17 protein-coding genes are annotated in these 16,952 nt (G+C 58.0%); 10 read left to right on the top strand and 7 right to left on the bottom strand.

The window, feature by feature from the left end; all coding sequences use genetic code 11:
- Positions 1 to 17: 17 nt before the first annotated feature.
- The 3 genes from REA38_RS10235 to REA38_RS10225 all read right to left on the bottom strand — a co-directional run bounded on the left by REA38_RS10235 (position 18) and on the right by REA38_RS10225 (position 3,489).
- Positions 18 to 899, bottom strand: a complete 882-nt coding sequence (locus REA38_RS10235) for a leucine-rich repeat domain-containing protein (RefSeq protein ID WP_197846314.1) — start codon at positions 897 to 899, stop codon at positions 18 to 20.
- Between the two features lie 85 nt (positions 900 to 984).
- Positions 985 to 2,427: a pyruvate kinase gene (gene pyk, locus REA38_RS10230; RefSeq protein WP_019452801.1), complete on the bottom strand. Its 1,443-nt coding sequence runs from the start codon at positions 2,425 to 2,427 to the stop codon at positions 985 to 987.
- 189 nt (positions 2,428 to 2,616) lie between these two features.
- Positions 2,617 to 3,489 carry a MurR/RpiR family transcriptional regulator gene (locus REA38_RS10225; RefSeq protein ID WP_033634845.1) on the bottom strand — a complete coding sequence of 291 codons (873 nt, stop codon included), beginning with the start codon at positions 3,487 to 3,489 and terminating at the stop codon, positions 2,617 to 2,619.
- A 448-nt stretch (positions 3,490 to 3,937) separates the two neighbouring features.
- Between REA38_RS10225 and zwf the strand changes: the two genes are divergently transcribed.
- From zwf to mdtI, 4 genes are all read left to right on the top strand, one after another.
- The gene (gene zwf / locus REA38_RS10220; protein ID WP_308885824.1) at positions 3,938 to 5,413 is read left to right on the top strand and encodes a glucose-6-phosphate dehydrogenase; all 1,476 of its coding nucleotides are present in this window, start codon (positions 3,938 to 3,940) and stop codon (positions 5,411 to 5,413) included.
- A 153-nt stretch (positions 5,414 to 5,566) separates the two neighbouring features.
- A complete protein-coding gene (locus REA38_RS10215) occupies positions 5,567 to 6,208 on the top strand; it encodes a bifunctional 4-hydroxy-2-oxoglutarate aldolase/2-dehydro-3-deoxy-phosphogluconate aldolase (RefSeq protein WP_033634842.1) in 642 nt (213 codons plus the stop codon).
- Positions 6,209 to 6,758: 550 nt separating this feature from the next.
- On the top strand, positions 6,759 to 7,127 hold the full coding sequence (gene mdtJ / locus REA38_RS10210; protein WP_033634840.1) for a multidrug/spermidine efflux SMR transporter subunit MdtJ: 369 nt from the start codon (positions 6,759 to 6,761) through the stop codon (positions 7,125 to 7,127).
- Positions 7,114 to 7,443, top strand: coding sequence for a multidrug/spermidine efflux SMR transporter subunit MdtI (gene mdtI, locus REA38_RS10205; protein ID WP_033634839.1), 330 nt, complete (start codon positions 7,114 to 7,116; stop codon positions 7,441 to 7,443). Before mdtJ ends, mdtI begins: the two co-directional genes overlap by 14 nt.
- A 62-nt stretch (positions 7,444 to 7,505) precedes the next feature.
- Here the strand turns inward: mdtI and REA38_RS10200 are convergent, their stop codons facing one another.
- The gene (locus REA38_RS10200) at positions 7,506 to 7,850 is read right to left on the bottom strand and encodes a RidA family protein (protein WP_033634838.1); all 345 of its coding nucleotides are present in this window, start codon (positions 7,848 to 7,850) and stop codon (positions 7,506 to 7,508) included.
- 133 nt (positions 7,851 to 7,983) lie between these two features.
- Between REA38_RS10200 and REA38_RS10195 the strand changes: the two genes are divergently transcribed.
- The 5 genes from REA38_RS10195 (at position 7,984) to rnd (ending at position 14,472) form a co-directional block, all read left to right on the top strand.
- Positions 7,984 to 9,900, top strand: coding sequence for an ATP-dependent DNA helicase (locus REA38_RS10195; RefSeq protein WP_308885822.1), 1,917 nt, complete (start codon positions 7,984 to 7,986; stop codon positions 9,898 to 9,900).
- A 79-nt stretch (positions 9,901 to 9,979) separates the two neighbouring features.
- Positions 9,980 to 10,681, top strand: a complete 702-nt coding sequence (gene tsaB / locus REA38_RS10190; RefSeq protein ID WP_308885821.1) for a tRNA (adenosine(37)-N6)-threonylcarbamoyltransferase complex dimerization subunit type 1 TsaB — start codon at positions 9,980 to 9,982, stop codon at positions 10,679 to 10,681.
- Between the two features lie 100 nt (positions 10,682 to 10,781).
- Entirely contained in the window at positions 10,782 to 11,372 is a 591-nt protein-coding gene (locus REA38_RS10185) for a Slp family lipoprotein (RefSeq protein ID WP_033638506.1), read from the top strand.
- A gap of 208 nt (positions 11,373 to 11,580) precedes the next feature.
- Complete coding sequence (gene fadD, locus REA38_RS10180) at positions 11,581 to 13,269, top strand: long-chain-fatty-acid--CoA ligase FadD (RefSeq protein WP_308885820.1); 1,689 nt, start codon at positions 11,581 to 11,583, stop codon at positions 13,267 to 13,269.
- Between the two features lie 81 nt (positions 13,270 to 13,350).
- Positions 13,351 to 14,472 (top strand): ribonuclease D, encoded by a 1,122-nt coding sequence (gene rnd, locus REA38_RS10175; RefSeq protein WP_308885819.1) that lies wholly within the window; start codon positions 13,351 to 13,353, stop codon positions 14,470 to 14,472.
- A 237-nt stretch (positions 14,473 to 14,709) separates the two neighbouring features.
- Here rnd and minE read toward each other — a convergent pair whose 3' ends face one another.
- Genes minE through minC form a run of 3 tightly spaced genes read right to left on the bottom strand, consistent with a single transcriptional unit; the run spans position 14,710 to position 16,516 of the window.
- On the bottom strand, positions 14,710 to 14,979 hold the full coding sequence (gene minE / locus REA38_RS10170; protein WP_004932303.1) for a cell division topological specificity factor MinE: 270 nt from the start codon (positions 14,977 to 14,979) through the stop codon (positions 14,710 to 14,712).
- A 3-nt stretch (positions 14,980 to 14,982) separates the two neighbouring features.
- Positions 14,983 to 15,795, bottom strand: coding sequence for a septum site-determining protein MinD (gene minD / locus REA38_RS10165; protein ID WP_016927452.1), 813 nt, complete (start codon positions 15,793 to 15,795; stop codon positions 14,983 to 14,985).
- A gap of 25 nt (positions 15,796 to 15,820) precedes the next feature.
- A complete protein-coding gene (gene minC / locus REA38_RS10160; RefSeq protein WP_025303113.1) occupies positions 15,821 to 16,516 on the bottom strand; it encodes a septum site-determining protein MinC in 696 nt (231 codons plus the stop codon).
- Positions 16,517 to 16,652: 136 nt separating this feature from the next.
- Between minC and REA38_RS10155 the strand changes: the two genes are divergently transcribed.
- Positions 16,653 to 16,925 (top strand): YcgL domain-containing protein, encoded by a 273-nt coding sequence (locus REA38_RS10155; protein WP_033634832.1) that lies wholly within the window; start codon positions 16,653 to 16,655, stop codon positions 16,923 to 16,925.
- Positions 16,926 to 16,952 lie beyond the last annotated feature (27 nt).

Genomic DNA, 16,952 nt, shown 5'->3' with positions numbered 1-16,952 from the left:
ATCCGGCCGGCGTCTCTTCATATATGCACCCTACAGCCGCGAGCCCGCAGGATGTCGACGACTTTAGGCGTGCGGGTGAAATCATTCCAGCGCAGGTCCAGTTTGCGCAGTCGGCTCAGTTCGCCGAGGCTTTCCGGCAGGTCGCTCAGGCGGTTGGCGCGCAGATCCAGACTTCTCAGCGCCGTCAGCTCGCCGATATTTTCCGGCAGGCGCGTCAGATGATTGAAACGCAGGTTCAGCTCGCTCAGCCGCGGCAACCGACAGAAGGCCTGCGGCAGCTCGGCGATGGCATTGTTAGCCGCGTCGAGTATCTCCAGCTCACCGAGCTGAGCCATTTCCGCCGGCAGCGAGGTCAGGGCATTTTTCATGATATGCAGTTCGCGCAGCGCGTGCAGTTGCCCGATTTCGGCGGGCAGGTTGCCGATGCGGTTGTTGTATAAACGCAGCTCCTGCAATGCCGCCAGCCTCGGTATCGCCTGTGGCAAAACGGTTAAATGGTTGTCGGTCGCGTTGAGGTAAACCAACTGCTGCAGCTGCGCCAGCGAGCGCGGCAGATCGCTAAAGCCGTTATCGCTCAGATAGAGGTATTTCAACCGATGCAGCTGCCCCATTTCTTCGGGGAGTTCGTTTGCGCGATTGTGGCCAAAGTCGAACATCTCGAGCTGTTGCAACTGGCCAATCTCCGGCGGCAGGCGGTCGAGCTGATTGCAGGAGATATTCAGCACCCGCAGATTTCGGTGCCTGAAGAGGGCGACAGGGAGGGCCGTCAGCTGATTGTCGTACAGGCTAATCTTGCGCAGCGCGTGGCCGGCTAACGGCGACTCGTCGAGCTGCGTCAGGCCGTGGCCGTCGAGATCGAGCTCATCACCGCTCGCTGCGGGAGTGTGTTGGTGGAGCATGGTGTTCTCCGTCTTTTATGGCGGTGCAGGGGCAAAAAAAATGCCGGCCAACGTGAGCCGGCCGGCATTTCGTCTGCGGCGTGGATTACTCGACGCGCAGGATACGGCTGGTATTGGTGGTGCCGACGGTTTCCATCACGTCGCCCTGGGTAACGATCACCAGATCGCCGGAGACCAGGAAGCCCTTGTCGCGCAGGCGATTGACGGCTTCATTGGCGGCGATCACGCCGTCTTTGTGGCTGTCGAAATACACCGGCGTCACGCCGCGATACAGCGCGGTCAGGTTCAGCGTATGCTCATGACGCGACATGGCGAAGATCGGCAGGCCGGAGCTGATGCGCGACATCATCAGCGCGGTGCGGCCGGACTCGGTCATGGCGATCAGCGCGGTAACGCCTTTCAGGTGGTTGGCGGCATACATCGAAGACATGGCAATCGCTTCTTCGATGTTGTCGAACTGCACGTCCAGGCGGTGTTTGGAAACATTGATGCTCGGGATCTTCTCGGCGCCCAGACAAACGCGCGCCATCGCCGCCACGGTTTCCGCCGGGTATTGGCCGGCGGCGGTTTCCGCCGACAGCATAACGGCGTCGGTGCCGTCCAGCACGGCGTTGGCCACGTCCATGACTTCGGCGCGGGTCGGCATCGGGTTGGTGATCATCGACTCCATCATCTGAGTTGCGGTGATCACCGCGCGGTTCAGGGTACGGGCGCGGCGGATCAGTTTCTTCTGAATGCCGACCAGTTCCGGATCGCCGATTTCGACGCCGAGATCGCCACGGGCAACCATCACCACGTCGGAGGCCAGAATAATGTCGTCCATCGCTTCGTCGCTGCAGACCGCTTCGGCACGCTCAACCTTGGACACGATCTTGGCGTTGCAGCCGGCGTCGCGCGCCAGGCGGCGGGCATAGTTCAGGTCTTCACCGGTGCGCGGGAAGGAAACCGCCAGATAGTCGACGCCAATCTTGGCGGCGGTCACGATGTCCGCCTTGTCTTTTTCGGTCAGCGCTTCGGCCGACAGGCCACCGCCGAGCTTATTGATGCCCTTGTTGTTGGACAGCGGGCCGCCGACCGTCACTTCGGTAAACACTTTCATGCCCTGAACTTCGAGCACTTTCAACTGAACGCGGCCGTCGTCGAGCAGCAGGACATCGCCCGGCACCACGTCGGCAGGCAGGCCTTTATAGTCGATACCGACTTTTTCTTTATCGCCTTCGCCTTTTGACAGGTTGGCGTCCAGCAGGAATTTATCGCCCACGTTGAGGAAGATTTTGCCTTCCTTGAAGGTGGAGACGCGGATTTTCGGCCCTTGCAGATCGCCGAGTATAGCGACGTGACGTCCCAGTTTTGCGGCGATTTCGCGCACTTTGTCAGCGCGAGCCTGGTGATCTTCCGGGCTGCCGTGGGAGAAGTTAAGCCGAACTACGTTGGCGCCGGCGGCAATGATCTTTTCCAGATTATTGTCGCGGTCAGTAGCCGGACCCAGGGTGGTAACGATTTTGGTTCTTCTGAGCCGTCTGGACATGTATTACTCCGTTGACTGGTGAAGCAAATATTGGTGTTGCGATAACGTCGGATAACGAAACCAGGCGTGAAATGTAATTTTACAACACTGATATTTCACCCGGGTTACCCGCATGAGCATGTTAACAGGGTACCGCCTCTGATGCCGTCATTCAAATGTCTGTTGAACGGCGATTTTTTCTTCGTCGGGTCACGAATCAAAACTGTTGGGAATGACCACGCCTTTATCAAAGCGCGATTCTTTGAGCGCTTCTTTGACCCGCTTCAAGTTATCTCTGAATTTAGCCCCTCGGCGCAAGGTAAATCCGGTGGCGAGCACGTCAATGAGCGTTAATTGCGCGATCCGCGACACCATCGGCATGTAAACGTCGGTGTCTTCGGGCACGTCGAGCAGCAGAGCGAGGGTCGCCGCCTGGGCGAGCGGGGTGTCGCGCGAGGTGATAGCCAGTACCGTGGCGTCGTTTTCTCGCGCCAGGTGGGCCATCTCCACCAGATTCTTGGTGCGGCCGGTGTGTGAGATCAGCACCACCACGTCGCCTTCGCCGGAGTTCATGCAGCTCATGCGCTGCATAACGATGTCATCGAAGTAGACCACCGGAATGTTGAAGCGGAAAAATTTGTTCATCGCATCGTGCGCTACCGCCGCGGAGGCGCCCAGGCCGAAGAAAGAGATCTTTTTTGCCTGGGTGAGCAGGTCAACCGCACGATTGATTGCGGCAATATCCAAATTTGCCTTTACTGTATCCAGGCTGGCCATGACCGATTCGAAGATCTTGCTGGTATAGGCATCGACGCTGTCGTCTTCCTCGACGTTACGGTTTACGTAGGGCGTGCCGTTAGCCAGGCTTTGGGCGAGATGCAGTTTGAAGTCGGGAAAGCCTTTGGTATCAAGGCGGCGGCAAAAACGGTTGACGGTGGGTTCGCTGACGTCGGCCATGCGCGCCAGCGTGGCGATGCTGGAGTGAATGGCGGTCTGCGGGGAGGCCAGGATCACCTCGGCGACTTTCCTTTCAGATTTGCTCAGGAGTTCCAGATGGCTCTGGATTTTGTCCAGCGTATTCATATAACGAGAGTCACTCATGGTTTTATCCCTGTGGCTTTCAAGCAACAGCGTCGAATCTCGCCCGTGTTCGCCGTGCAAGCAGACGCCAAACGAGCGGCTGTAACCTGGAATCGATAGGGTATGACGATTTCAAACAAAGGAGAAATCAATGCCGGTTTAGTGAAAATATACTACGTGCTGGTAACCGTTGGCAGTCTCGACAGGGCGTATGCAGGCTTTTTTCACCAGAATATGACCTGTGTCTAACTTTCATAATGGTAACAGAGCGTCAAAAAAGACGAAAAATTACAGTTTTGCCCGGGACGAGGGCGCTGGCGCACATTGGCGCTTTCCACTGGAATATTGAGGTCTTTTTTTCTGCTTCTGCGCTGGGTTTGCTGGCCGTAGTCAAACAGAGTACATTAGTAATGTAAGAAAATTACAAATATCCTGCAACGAGGAGATGAACATGGCGGTAACCTCTACAGCCCAGGCGTGTGACCTGGTTATTTTCGGCGCGAAAGGTGATTTGGCGCGCCGTAAGCTGCTGCCTTCCCTGTACCAGTTAGAGAAAGCCGGACACATCCACCCGGAAACGCGGATCATCGGCGTCGGCCGCGCGGAGTGGGATAAAAAAGCCTATACCGAAGTGGTCAAGGAAGCGCTTGGCACCTTCATGAAGGAAAAACTGGATGACGAACTCTGGGCCACGCTGAGCGCACGCCTGGACTTCTGCAATCTGGACGTCAACGACAGCAAGAACTTTACCAAATTGGGTAAAATGCTGGATCAGAAACACCGCACCACCATCAACTACTTCGCCATGCCGCCAAGCACCTTCGGCGCCATCTGCAAAGGGTTGGGCGAAGCCAAGCTGAACCATGAGCCGGCGCGCGTGGTGATGGAGAAGCCGCTGGGCACCGATCTGGCGTCTTCCCGCGTGATCAACGACCAGGTGGCGGAGTACTTCAACGAATCCCAGGTTTACCGTATCGACCACTATCTCGGCAAAGAGACGGTGCTGAACCTGTTGGCGCTGCGTTTCGCCAACTCGCTGTTCGCATCCAACTGGGATAACCGCACCATCGATTCGGTGCAGATCACCGTGGCGGAAGAGGTGGGCATCGAAGGGCGCTGGGGTTACTTCGACCAGGCCGGCCAGATGCGCGACATGATCCAGAACCACCTGCTGCAGATCCTGACCATGATCGCCATGTCGCCGCCGGCGGATCTGACCACTGACCGTATCCGCGACGAGAAGGTGAAGGTACTGCGTTCGCTGCGCCGCATCGATCAGACCAATATACGGGAAACCACCGTGCGCGGTCAGTACACCGCCGGTTTCGTCCAGGGCAAGAAAGTGCCGGGTTATCTGGAAGAGGAAGGGGCGAACAAGAGCAGCAGCACCGAAACTTTCGTCTCCATCCGCGTGGATATCGACAACTGGCAGTGGGCCGGGGTGCCGTTCTACCTGCGTACCGGTAAACGCCTGCCGACCAAATGTTCGGAAGTGGTGGTGTACTTCAAGAACCCACCGCTTAACCTGTTCAGCGATTCTTACCAGCAGCTGCCGCAGAACAAGCTGACCATCCGCCTGCAGCCGGACGAAGGCATCGAAATTCAGGTGCTGAACAAGGTGCCGGGGCTGGATCACAAGCACCGTCTGCAGACCACCAAGCTGGATCTGAGCTTCTCGGAAACCTTCAACCAGGAGCACGTGGCGGACGCCTACGAGCGCCTGCTGCTGGAGACCATGCGCGGCATTCAGGCGCTGTTTGTGCGCCGCGATGAAGTGGAAGAGGCCTGGAAGTGGGTCGACTCCATCATGGACGCATGGAAAGCCGACAACGAGGCGCCGAAGCCTTATCAGGCGGGCACCTGGGGGCCGGTGGCCTCGGTGGCGATGATCACCCGCGACGGCCGTTCCTGGAACGAGTTCGAGTAATGCGCAATGCCGGCAGCCTGTCTGCCGGCTTTTTTTGCCTGCGATCTGCGCGTGGGCCACATCACTTACGGTACGGCCGGACGTCCGCGCATTTGCGCGGAGCCCTGTGGCAGGGGCGTGCCATTGTTAACCGCGAGTAATGGAGAAATAACGATGAAAAACTGGAAAACCAGCGCCGAGCAGATCCTGACGGCAGGGCCGGTGGTGCCTGTTATCGTGATCAACAAGCTGGAGCAGGCGGTGCCGCTGGCGAAAGCGCTGGTTGCCGGCGGCGTGCGGGTATTGGAGGTGACGCTGCGCACCGCCTGCGGGCTGGAGGCGATCCGCGCTATCGCCAAAGAGGTGCCGGAGGCCATCATCGGCGCCGGTACGGTGATCAATCCGCAGCAGCTGCGGGAGGTGACCGAGGCGGGAGCGCAGTTCGCCATCAGCCCGGGGCTGACCGAAGCCTTGCTGCAGGCGGCGACGGCGGGGCCAATCCCGCTGATCCCGGGCATCAGCACCGTTTCCGAGCTGATGCAGGGCATGGATCACGGCCTGCGCGAGTTCAAATTCTTCCCGGCGGAAGCCAACGGCGGCGTGAAGGCGCTGCAGGCGATCGGCGGCCCGTTCCCGCAGGTGCGTTTTTGCCCGACCGGCGGTATTACGCCGAACAACTACCGCGATTATCTGGCGCTGAACAGCGTACTTTGCATCGGCGGTTCCTGGCTGGTACCGGCGGACGCGCTCGAAAGCGGCGACTACGCGCGCATCACTGAACTGGCGCGCAGCGCCGTCAGCGGGGCCGCGTTGTAACCCGCGCCGCGCCTGGGGTTGGCGCTTATTTGCGCGCCGCGAATATCGCAAGGCTCAACGCTCCGTTGAGCCTTTTTTAATTTTTATCGTGATTAACGTTCTTATTTTTAACCCGTTTTTTTTCTATTTTTATGAAAACGGCAGTTTGCTTTCTTATTTTGGCTGTGGTAAAAATATCTCAGTCGAAAATTTTACTTTCATGAGGATATTGGGCAAATCGCACGGTGTGCGGCTGATAATAGAGAACGATTATGATGACTATTAACGGAATTACCCTCAGAACCTCTACGTGCCAACTCTTCCTGTCTGCGATCCTTGCCAGTGAGCATCACTGGTGCAGCGAGCTATAGCGTCTTTCTCCCTTAACCGGTGCCGGTAGCGGGCTTTCGCCTTCGCTCTACCGTTCAGCCGGGCAAACATTCTTTTTGCGTTTGGGTCAGTTTATCCCCAGGGATCTCTGCGTCTTGCGCGCCGCAATGCGGCCGTTCGACGAGATAAATCGGGATAAATATGCCTTGGCGCGCGTTATTCGCCGTTTGGGAGAAAAATTATGATTTATTGGATCTTTTTAGGTTTGGCCATCATGACCGAAATCATCGGCACCTTGTCGATGAAATACGCCAGCGTCAATGGCGGCATGATCGGGCACATCGTGATGTACGTGATGATCACCGCGTCTTATGTGTTGCTGTCCGTAGCGGTAAAACGCGTGGCGCTGGGCGTGGCCTATGCGCTGTGGGAAGGCATCGGTATTCTGTTCATTACCCTGTTCAGCGTGCTGTGGTTCGACGAGCCAATCTCGGCGCTGAAGGTGCTGGGCCTGGCTACGCTGATCGCCGGCATCATGCTGGTGAAATCCGGTACCCGCAAAGAGCGAAAACAGGTCAGCCCGCGAGGTAACAACCATGCAACAGTTTGAGTTGTACCACATTGGGTTCCTGGGGCTGGCGATCGTGCTGGAAATCATCGCCAACATCTTCCTGAAGATGTCGGACGGCTTCCGTAAAATTTGGCTGGGGCTGTTGTCGCTGCTGTCGGTGCTCGGCGCGTTCAGCGCCCTGGCGCAGGCGGTGAAGGGCATCGATCTGTCGATCGCTTATGCGCTGTGGGGCGGTTTCGGTATCGCCGCCACCATCGCCGCAGGCTGGATCATGTTCGGCCAGCGGTTGAACGCCAAAGGCTGGATTGGCCTGGCGCTGCTGCTGATGGGGATGGTGATCCTTAAACTGTCCTGATAACGGGCAATAAAAAACCGCAGGCGTTGCCGTCTGCGGTTTTTTTTCGTCTGCGCTCAGGCTTACAGCGCGGCGATGATTTTGATTTCCACCTTGTACTTCGGATTCATCAGCTGCGCCTGCACCGTGCAGCGCACCGGCGCGCTGCCGGCGACCACCCAGGCGTCCCAGGCGGCGTTCATCGCGGCGAAGTCGGCGCTGTTGGCCAGGAAGATGGTGGCGTCCAGAATGCGGCTTTTGTCCGAACCTACGCGCGCCAGCAGCACGTCGATGGCGGCGAGGGCGTTGGCGGTCTGCGCGGTCGCGTCGTCGTCCAGGTTCTCCGGCACGCTGGTGTAGTAAACGGTCTCGTTGTGCACCACGGCTTCGGACCAGCGCTGATCGGGATCAATTCTTTCGATATTCATTTGCTTATCTCCATATCATAGTCCCGCTAAGGGTAGCACAGCCGGTAATGAAAAAGCGCGGCGATAAAGTGGGTGGTAGCCGGGCGGCAGGCTTGGCATAATCACCGCTGAATGACACCGGCAGAGAGACAGCGTGACAGACGATTTTGCAACAGACGGCGCATTGGCGCAGGCTATCAAGGGATTCAAACCGCGTGAGCCGCAGCGGCAGATGGCGCAAGCCGTCACCGAGGCAATCAATTTCAAGCAGGAGCTGGTGGTGGAAGCCGGCACTGGCACCGGCAAAACCTTCGCTTATCTGGCGCCGGCGCTGCGCGCCGATCGCAAAGTGATCATCTCTACCGGTTCGAAAGCGTTGCAGGATCAGCTGTATGCGCGCGATCTGCCCACCGTCGCCAAAGCGTTGAAGTACAAAGGCAAGCTGGCGCTGCTGAAGGGGCGCTCCAATTATCTGTGTCTCGAGCGGTTGGAGCAGCAGTCGATGGCCGGCGGCGAGCTGGCGGGGCAGACGCTGATCGATCTGGTGCAGCTGCGCAAGTGGTCGTCGCAGACTAAAGAGGGCGACATCAGCACCTGCAGCGAAGTGGCGGAAGACAGCTTCGTCTGGCCATTAGTGACCAGCACCAATGACAACTGCCTGGGCAGCGATTGCCCGCTGTATCAGGATTGCTTCGTGGTCAAGGCACGCCGCCGCGCGATGGATGCGGATGTGGTGGTGGTAAACCATCACCTGTTCCTGGCGGATATGGTGGTGAAAGAGGGCGGTTTCGCCGAGCTGATCCCGGAAGCCGAGGTGATGATTTTCGACGAAGCGCACCAAATCCCCGACATCGCCAGCCAGTATTTCGGCCAACAGCTCACCAGCCGCCAACTGTTGGATCTGGCGAAGGACATCACCATCGCCTACCGCACCGAGGTGCGCGACGCCGCTCAACTGCAAAAAAGCGCCGACCGTCTCAGCCTGAGCACGCAAGATTTCCGTCTGAATCTGGGCGAGCCGGGTTTTCGCGGCAATCTGCGTGACGTGCTCGGCGCACCGAACGTGCAGCGCGCTCTGTTGCTGCTCGATGACGCGTTGGAGCTGTGTTATGACGTGATGAAACTGTCGCTGGGGCGTTCGGCGCTGCTGGACGCCGCCTTTGAGCGCGCCACGCTGTACCGCGCGCGCCTCAAGCGGCTGAAGGCGGTGACGGAGCCGGGCTACAGCTATTGGTATGAATGCAACTCGCGCCATTTCGTGCTGGCGCTGACGCCGCTGACGGTAGCCGATCGGTTCCGCGAAATGCTGGACGAGAAGCCGGGCAGTTGGATCTTTACCTCGGCTACGCTGTCGGTCAACGATCGGTTGGGCCACTTCACCGAACGGCTGGGGCTGACCAAGGCCAAAACGCTGCTGTTGCCGAGCCCGTTCGACTATGCCAAGCAGGCGCTGCTGTGCGTGCCGCGCTTTTTGCCTTCGCCGAATCAGCGCGGCGGAGCGCGCCAGCTGGCGCGCATGCTGCGGCCATTAATTGAAGCCAACAACGGCCGCTGCTTCTTTTTATGCACCTCGCACCAGATGATGCGCGAGCTGGCGGAAGAGTTCCGCGCCACGATGACGCTGCCGGTGCTGTTGCAAGGGGAAACCAGCAAAGGGCAGCTGCTGGCGCAGTTCGTCGCCGCCGGTAACGCGCTGCTGGTGGCGACCAGCAGCTTCTGGGAGGGGGTGGACGTGCGCGGCGATGCGCTGTCCTGCGTCATCATCGATAAACTGCCGTTCACTTCACCGGACGATCCGCTGCTGAAGGCGCGCATTGAAGATTGCCGCCTGCGCGGCGGCGATCCGTTCAATGACGTGCAGCTGCCGGATGCGGTCATCACCCTGAAACAGGGCGTCGGCCGTTTGATCCGCGACACCGACGATCGCGGCGTGCTGGTGATTTGCGATAACCGTCTGGTCATGCGGCCCTACGGCGAGGTGTTCCTCAATAGCCTGCCGCCTACGCCGCGCACCCGCGATTTGAAGCAGGCGATCGCCTTCCTGCAGGCCGCCGACACGTCGGCCACGTGAAAGATGAAGGGCTTACGGGGCTGTGCTACAATGCGCGCCCTGTATGAAAAACCCAGTTTTATTCCCGCCAGAGGTTGGCATGTCCACGCGAATTTTAGCGATCGATACCGCGACGGAAGCCTGTTCCGTCGCCGTCTGGAATCAAGGCGAAATCCACGCCCTGTTTGAGCTGTGCCCACGCGAGCATACGCAACGTATTTTACCTATGGTGCAGCAGGTGCTGGCGGAATCCGGCCTGGCGCTCAACCAGCTCGATGCGCTGGCCTTTGGCCGCGGCCCCGGCAGCTTTACCGGGGTGCGCATCGGCATTGGCATCGCTCAGGGCCTGGCGCTGGGCGCCGATCTGCCGATGCTCGGTATTTCCACGCTGCAAACCATGGCACAGGGCGCCTGGCGCGTCTGCGGCGCGGAGCGGGTGCTGGCGGCGGTAGATGCGCGCATGGGTGAAGTCTACTGGGGGCAGTTCGAACGCCAGGCGGACGGTAGCTGGTTGGAAAGCGAAGGCGAGGCGGTGTTGTCGCCGGCGCAGGCGCTGGAGCGTGCGCAGCGCCTGCAGGGCGAATGGGCCCACGTCGGCACCGGCTGGCAAACCTATCCCGATCTGGTCAAGGGGTCTACGCTGAGCGTGCGTGACGGGCAGATGCTGTTGCCGCAGGCGCAAGACATGCTGCCGCTGGCGTTGCACGCCTGGCAACAGGGGCTGGCGGTGGCGGTAGAAAACGCCGAGCCGACCTATCTGCGCAATGAAGTCACCTGGAAAAAACTGCCGGGCCGCGAGTAAGCGCGGCCTATTGTGCTGTTGTTGAGGCCGGGCGATGAAAGCCTGCAACTTGAACGATGAAACGCGGTCAAAGTTACAGCCATTTCAGGAGATTGCGACCATGTTAATCCGCACTGCAAGTAAAAAGCTGTCGCTGCTGGCCGTCGCCTGCGGCGCGCTGGTTCTGTCCGGGTGCGTCACCGTACCGGATGCGATCAAAGGTTCCACCCCTTCGCCGGTGACTCAGCTTTCCTCGGTACAAAATGCACCCAATCTGTTTACCGGCGCGGAAGCCCGCTTCGGCGGCACCGTGGTTAACGTCGCCAACGAGCAAGGGCGCACGGTGCTGGAGATCGCGGCGGTGCCGCTCGACAGCGGTGCGCGGCCGATTCTCGGTGAACCGTCGCGCGGCCGCTTGCTGGCCACGGTAAACGGCTTCCTCGAGCCTGTTGATTTCAAAGGCCAGTTGGTGACCGTCGTCGGCCCCATTACCGGCCTGAAAGAGGGGCGTATCGGCATGACGCCGTATCGCTTCGTGACGATGAACGTGACCGGTTTCAAACGCTGGCATCTGGTGCAGCAGGTGGTGATGCCGCCTGCGCCAATGGGCCCCTGGGGCTGGCGCGGTGGCCCGTGGGGACCCGGTTGGGGCGCAGGCTATGGTTGGTACAATCCCGGCCCGGCACAGGTGCAAACCATCGTAACCGAGTAGCATACGCTTGATGTGAACACATTTGACAGGGCGGCTCAGGCCGCCCTTTTGCTTTTTGGGATAAGGAATATCCGACAATTAGTGACGTACATCGCAACCTGAATAATGTTTAAAACCTGCACTGGTCTGCTGAGTTAAAATATTGTTATGGTTAGGCTGCGAGTTTGAGGCTGCGATGATAATTAGTAATGATTTCAGGAGTAATACCTTGGATAAGGTCTGGTTAAAACGGTATCCGGCAGATGTGCCCGCAGAGATTGATGCCGATCGCTATTCGTCGTTGATCGAAATGTTTGAGCATGCCGTGCAGCGCTATGCCGATCAGCCCGCCTTTATCAACATGGGCGAGGTGATGACCTTCCGCAAACTGGAAGAGCGCAGCCGGGCTTTCGCGGCTTACCTGCAAAATGAACTGGGCCTGAAGAAGGGCGACCGCGTCGCGCTGATGATGCCTAACCTGTTGCAATACCCCATCGCCCTGTTCGGCATTCTGCGCGCCGGTATGGTGGTGGTTAACGTCAACCCGCTGTATACCCCGCGCGAGCTGGAACACCAGTTGAACGACAGCGGCGCCAGCGCCATCGTCATCGTCTCCAACTTTGCCCATACGTTGGAAAAAGTGGTGTTCAACACCCAGGTCAAGCACGTGATCCTCACGCGCATGGGCGATCAGCTTTCGGCCGCCAAAGGCACGCTGGTCAACTTTGTGGTCAAGTACATCAAGCGCCTGGTGCCCAAATATAACCTGCCGGACGCCATTTCATTCCGCAGCGCGCTGCAGCGCGGACGCCGTTTGCAATATGTAAAGCCGGACATCATTAATACCGATTTGGCCTTCCTGCAATACACCGGCGGCACCACCGGCGTAGCGAAGGGCGCGATGCTGACGCACCGCAACATGCAGGCCAACCTCGAACAGGCCAAAGCCGCCTACTCGCCGCTGTTCCGTGAAGGGCAGGAACTGGTGGTGACGGCGTTGCCGCTGTACCACATTTTCGCGCTGACGGTGAACTGCCTGCTGTTTATCGATCTGGGCGGGCGCAATTTGCTGATCACCAACCCGCGCGATATTCCGGGGCTGGTGAAAGAGCTGGGCAAATACCCGTTCACCGCCATGAGCGGGGTGAATACTTTGTTCAACGCGTTGCTGAACAACGAAGAGTTCCACAAACTCGACTTCTCCACGCTGCGTTTCTCGGTCGGCGGCGGCATGTCGGTGCAAAAAGCGGTGGCCGAGAAGTGGGAGAAAACCACCGGCAAACACCTGCTGGAAGGCTATGGTCTGACGGAGTGCGCGCCGCTGGTGGCCGGCAACCCTTACGATCTGAAACACTACAGCGGCAGCATCGGCTTACCGGTGCCGTCGACGGATATTCGGCTGTTGGACGACAATGGCCAGGATGTGCCGCCGGGAGAACCGGGCGAACTGTGGGTCAAAGGCCCGCAAGTTATGTTAGGCTATTGGCAACGCCCGGAAGCTACCGACGAAGTGCTGAAAGATGGCTGGTTGGCGACCGGTGATGTGGTGACCGTGGACGAGCAGGGGTTTGTGCGCATCGTCGACCGTAAGAAAGACATGATCCTGGTCTCTGGTTTCAACGTTTACCCGAACGAGATCGAGGACGTGGTCAGCCAGCATCCGAAGGTGCTGGAATGTGCGGCGATCGGGGTACCCAGCGAGATCTCCGGCGAGACGGTGAAGATCTGCGTGGTGAAGAAAGACGCCTCGCTGACCAAGGAAGAGCTGTTGACCCATTGCCGTCGGCACCTGACCGGGTATAAAGTGCCTAAAATTGTTGAGTTCCGCGATGAATTGCCGAAGTCGAACGTCGGCAAGATTTTGCGGCGAGAACTGCGCGATGAGCTAAAAACGCCGAAACCGGCCGATGCCGCCTAGGTTTCGCTCTTGCGCCTGACTATCGACAACGCCGGTGAATGCCGGCGTTGTTGTGTTTGAATCCTACAAGAGAATGATGTTTTGAATTATCAGTTGATCACTACCGATGCCGGATTGCAGCAGGTCTGCGAGCAGGCGAGAAAGCATGCCCAGATTGCGCTGGACACCGAGTTTGTCAGAACGCGCACCTACTATCCGCAGCTGGGCCTGATCCAGCTCTACGACGGTGAACAACTCTCCCTTATCGATCCTCTGCCGATCAAGCAATGGCTGCCGTTTGTCGACCTGCTGGCCGATACCGCCGTGGTGAAGTTCCTGCATGCCGGCAGTGAAGATCTTGAAGTGTTTCTCAACGCCTTTAAAACGCTGCCGACGCCGATGGTCGATACCCAGATCCTGGCGGCGTTTACCGGCCGGCCGCTCTCCTGCGGTTTCGCGACGCTGGTGGCGGAGTATATGAAAGTTGAGCTGGACAAGAGCGAGTCGCGCACCGACTGGCTGGCGCGTCCGCTGACCGAAAGGCAGTGCGTGTACGCAGCCGCCGACGTGTTCTATCTGCTGCCGATGGCCAAACAGCTGGTGCAGGAGACCGAAGAGGCCGGTTGGACCGCGGCGGCCAACAACGAGTGCCTGCTGCTGTGCCAGCGCCGCAGCGAGGCGCTGGCGCCGGAATTGGCCTATCGCGAAATCAGCAATGCCTGGCAGCTGCGCCCGCGTCAGCTCGGTTGTTTGCAGAAGTTGGCGCAATGGCGGCTGCGCCAGGCGCGCGAGCGCGATCTGGCGGTGAACTTCGTGGTGCGTGAGGAAAACCTGTGGCAGGTGGCGCGCTATATGCCGTCTTCGCTGGGAGAACTGGATTCGCTGGGCCTGAGCGGGCCGGAGATCCGTTATCACGGTAAAACGCTGTTGGCGCTGGTGGCGGAGGCCGAAGCGCTGGACGAATCCGAGCTGCCGGCGCCGTTGGCAAACCTGATCGATCAGCCGGGCTACAAGAAGGTGTTCAAAGACATCAAGGCGGCGATCGCTACCGTCAGCGAGCAAAGCGGGTTGAGCAGCGAACTGCTGGCATCCCGTCGCCAAATTAACCAATTGCTGAACTGGCATTGGCAACTGAAAGACGGCGAAAGTCGCCCTGAATTAATCAGCGGCTGGCGCGGCGATCTATTAATGGCACCGCTGCAGGACATCCTGAAAGATTATTAATCGCTGATTATCACCAGGGCAGGGTAGGGAAACTCTGCTCGGGTGAATATAGGCAGGAAATAATGCGTTGAAGGTAAATCTGGCCAGAATTTACTTTAAACGAGGCGGCGGCAAAGTTAATTGGGAATAGTCCCAAAGGGAAAAATCGCTTTTTTGCTGCCGATAAAGCTTAATAACTGGATGCACATACAGTTACCCCCTGCATAAAATATACAGGGGGTAATTAATGCGTCGCAATCATTTAGCTGCTTCTTCCGATTCCGGTAATGTCACGTTAAGTTCAAGTACCGAAATATCGTCCCCTTTCTGCTCGAACTGCACGTGCAGCATTTCAGGATCGATCTGAATGTATTTGCAAATAACCGCCAGAATATCGCGTTTCAGATCAGGCAGATACGGGGGCTCACTGTCCCCGCGACGACGCTCTGCGACGATAATCTGCAGCCGTTCCTTGGCTATATTGGCTGTCTGTTTTTTGCGGGACAGAAAGAAGTCTAATAAGGCCATGGTTTATCCCCCAAAAAGGCGTTTCAGGAAACCCTTCTTCTCTTCTTCAATGAAGCGGAATGGGCGTTCTTCCCCCAACAAGCGGCAAACGGTATCGTCGTACGCCTTACCGGCGTCTGACTCGGCATCCAGAATGACAGGCTCACCCTGGTTGGAAGCGCGCAGCACGGACTGGTCTTCCGGGATCACGCCCACCAGTGGAATGCGCAGGATTTCCAGCACGTCTTCCATGCTCAGCATGTCGCCACGGCTGACGCGGCCCGGGTTGTAACGGGTCAGCAGCAGGTGTTCCTTGATGGGTGACTCGCCTTTCTCGGCGCGGCGTGACTTGGAGGAGAGGATGCCCAGGATACGGTCGGAGTCGCGTACCGAAGACACTTCCGGGTTGGTGGTGATGATAGCTTCGTCGGCGAAATACAGCGCCATCAGCGCACCAGTTTCGATACCGGCCGGTGAATCGCACACCACGAAGTCAAAATCCATCTCGCCGAGATCGTTGAGAATTTTTTCAACGCCTTCGCGGGTCAACGCGTCTTTGTCGCGCGTCTGCGAAGCAGGCAGGATATAGAGGTTTTCAGTGCGTTTGTCTTTGATCAACGCCTGATTCAGCGTGGCATCGCCCTGAATCACGTTCACGAAATCATACACTACCCGACGTTCGCAGCCCATGATCAGGTCAAGATTACGCAGACCGATATCGAAATCGATCACGACGGTTTTCTTGCCTTTCTGGGCCAGGCCGGTAGCGATGGCCGCGCTCGAAGTGGTCTTGCCAACGCCCCCTTTACCCGATGTAACAACAATAATGCGTGCCATGAAATGGATTCCTTGTCAAAAGGGCTTAATTTAAAGGTTGTATGGTTAAAGCGTTATCCAACAGGCTGAGTCGTACGGCCTGCCCGACGTAATCGGACGGGATTTGGTCGCTCAACCAGTACTGCCCTGCGATAGAGACTAGCTCAGCCGCCAGGTGGGTGCAAAAAATCTGACATTGCGTGTCGCCTGACGCGCCTGCCAGTGCGCGACCGCGCATCATGCCGTAGACATGAATGTTGCCGTCGGCAATCAGTTCGGCGCCGGCGCTGACGCTGCTGGTCACGATAAGATCGCAGTTGCGGGCGTAAATCTGTTGGCCGGAACGGACAGGCGTGCTGATGATGCGCGTTTTGGCGGGGGCGTTATCCGCCACCACGGGCGCAGGTGCAGGCTCCGGCGCCGCCATTTTCTGGCCTTTGCCTTCGCTCAGCAGCGGCAGCCCGGCGCGGGCTATCGCGCGCTTTTGACGCTCATCTCTGCAACCGCTGATACCCACAACGCGCAGACCTGCTGCCGCGACAGCCTGTTGAAGTTCTTTCCAGTTCGCATCGCCTTCCAGCGTTGCGACGTTGATAACAACAGGGGCGTTTTTCAGAAAAGCGGGCGCTTGCTCAACTTTTTCCTGTAACGCCTGACGTATTACCTCGGGCTGCGAATTATGCAAATGAACAACCGATAGGGTAAAACTGCTGCCTTTTAGCTCAATTGGCGATTGTGACATCTATCCTGACTCAGTCTCAGCAACTTTAAATCCCCGGAATACCACTCGGGGTGCGATATTCCGATGTACTATAAGCATGTTATAGTCAGAGTTATATCCAGGCAAGACGCTCCCTCAATTAAATAGAGTTAAAAAAATGCTTTGTGTGATCTATAGAAGCCCGAAACGCGATCAAACTTATCTTTATGTCGAAAAAAAAGACGATTTCTCTCGTGTGCCAGAGGATCTGATGAAAAGTTTCGGCGTGCCGCAATTCGCCATGATGCTTTCGCTCGATGAGCGCAAGAAATTGGCCTCGGCGGATATCGAAAAGGTGAAGCAGGCGTTGAAAGACGAAGGCTATTACCTGCAGTTCCCGCCGCCGGTTGAAAACCTGCTCAATCAGCATCTGGCGGGCGACAAGGCCTGAGACAGTCACCACGGCCAAGGGAGGCGC

The organism is Serratia sp. MF1(2023), from assembly GCF_030954545.1.
GTDB lineage: Bacteria > Pseudomonadota > Gammaproteobacteria > Enterobacterales > Enterobacteriaceae > Serratia > Serratia sarumanii.
Note: the sequence above shows the minus strand (reverse complement) of the source record. Positions and strands in the feature narration are given on the sequence as shown.

Excerpts from the sequence above, each read along its gene's own strand:
- REA38_RS10235 (WP_197846314.1), bottom strand. The coding sequence starts at position 899 with ATGCTCCACCAACACACTCCCGCAGCGAGCGGTGATGAGCTCGATCTC.
- pyk (WP_019452801.1), bottom strand. The coding sequence starts at position 2,427 with ATGTCCAGACGGCTCAGAAGAACCAAAATCGTTACCACCCTGGGTCCG.
- REA38_RS10225 (WP_033634845.1), bottom strand. The coding sequence starts at position 3,489 with ATGAATACGCTGGACAAAATCCAGAGCCATCTGGAACTCCTGAGCAAA.
- zwf (WP_308885824.1), top strand. The coding sequence starts at position 3,938 with ATGGCGGTAACCTCTACAGCCCAGGCGTGTGACCTGGTTATTTTCGGC.
- REA38_RS10215 (WP_033634842.1), top strand. The coding sequence starts at position 5,567 with ATGAAAAACTGGAAAACCAGCGCCGAGCAGATCCTGACGGCAGGGCCG.
- mdtJ (WP_033634840.1), top strand. The coding sequence starts at position 6,759 with ATGATTTATTGGATCTTTTTAGGTTTGGCCATCATGACCGAAATCATC.
- mdtI (WP_033634839.1), top strand. The coding sequence starts at position 7,114 with ATGCAACAGTTTGAGTTGTACCACATTGGGTTCCTGGGGCTGGCGATC.
- REA38_RS10200 (WP_033634838.1), bottom strand. The coding sequence starts at position 7,850 with ATGAATATCGAAAGAATTGATCCCGATCAGCGCTGGTCCGAAGCCGTG.
- tsaB (WP_308885821.1), top strand. The coding sequence starts at position 9,980 with ATGTCCACGCGAATTTTAGCGATCGATACCGCGACGGAAGCCTGTTCC.
- REA38_RS10185 (WP_033638506.1), top strand. The coding sequence starts at position 10,782 with ATGTTAATCCGCACTGCAAGTAAAAAGCTGTCGCTGCTGGCCGTCGCC.
- minE (WP_004932303.1), bottom strand. The coding sequence starts at position 14,979 with ATGGCCTTATTAGACTTCTTTCTGTCCCGCAAAAAACAGACAGCCAAT.
- minD (WP_016927452.1), bottom strand. The coding sequence starts at position 15,795 with ATGGCACGCATTATTGTTGTTACATCGGGTAAAGGGGGCGTTGGCAAG.
- minC (WP_025303113.1), bottom strand. The coding sequence starts at position 16,516 with ATGTCACAATCGCCAATTGAGCTAAAAGGCAGCAGTTTTACCCTATCG.
- REA38_RS10155 (WP_033634832.1), top strand. The coding sequence starts at position 16,653 with ATGCTTTGTGTGATCTATAGAAGCCCGAAACGCGATCAAACTTATCTT.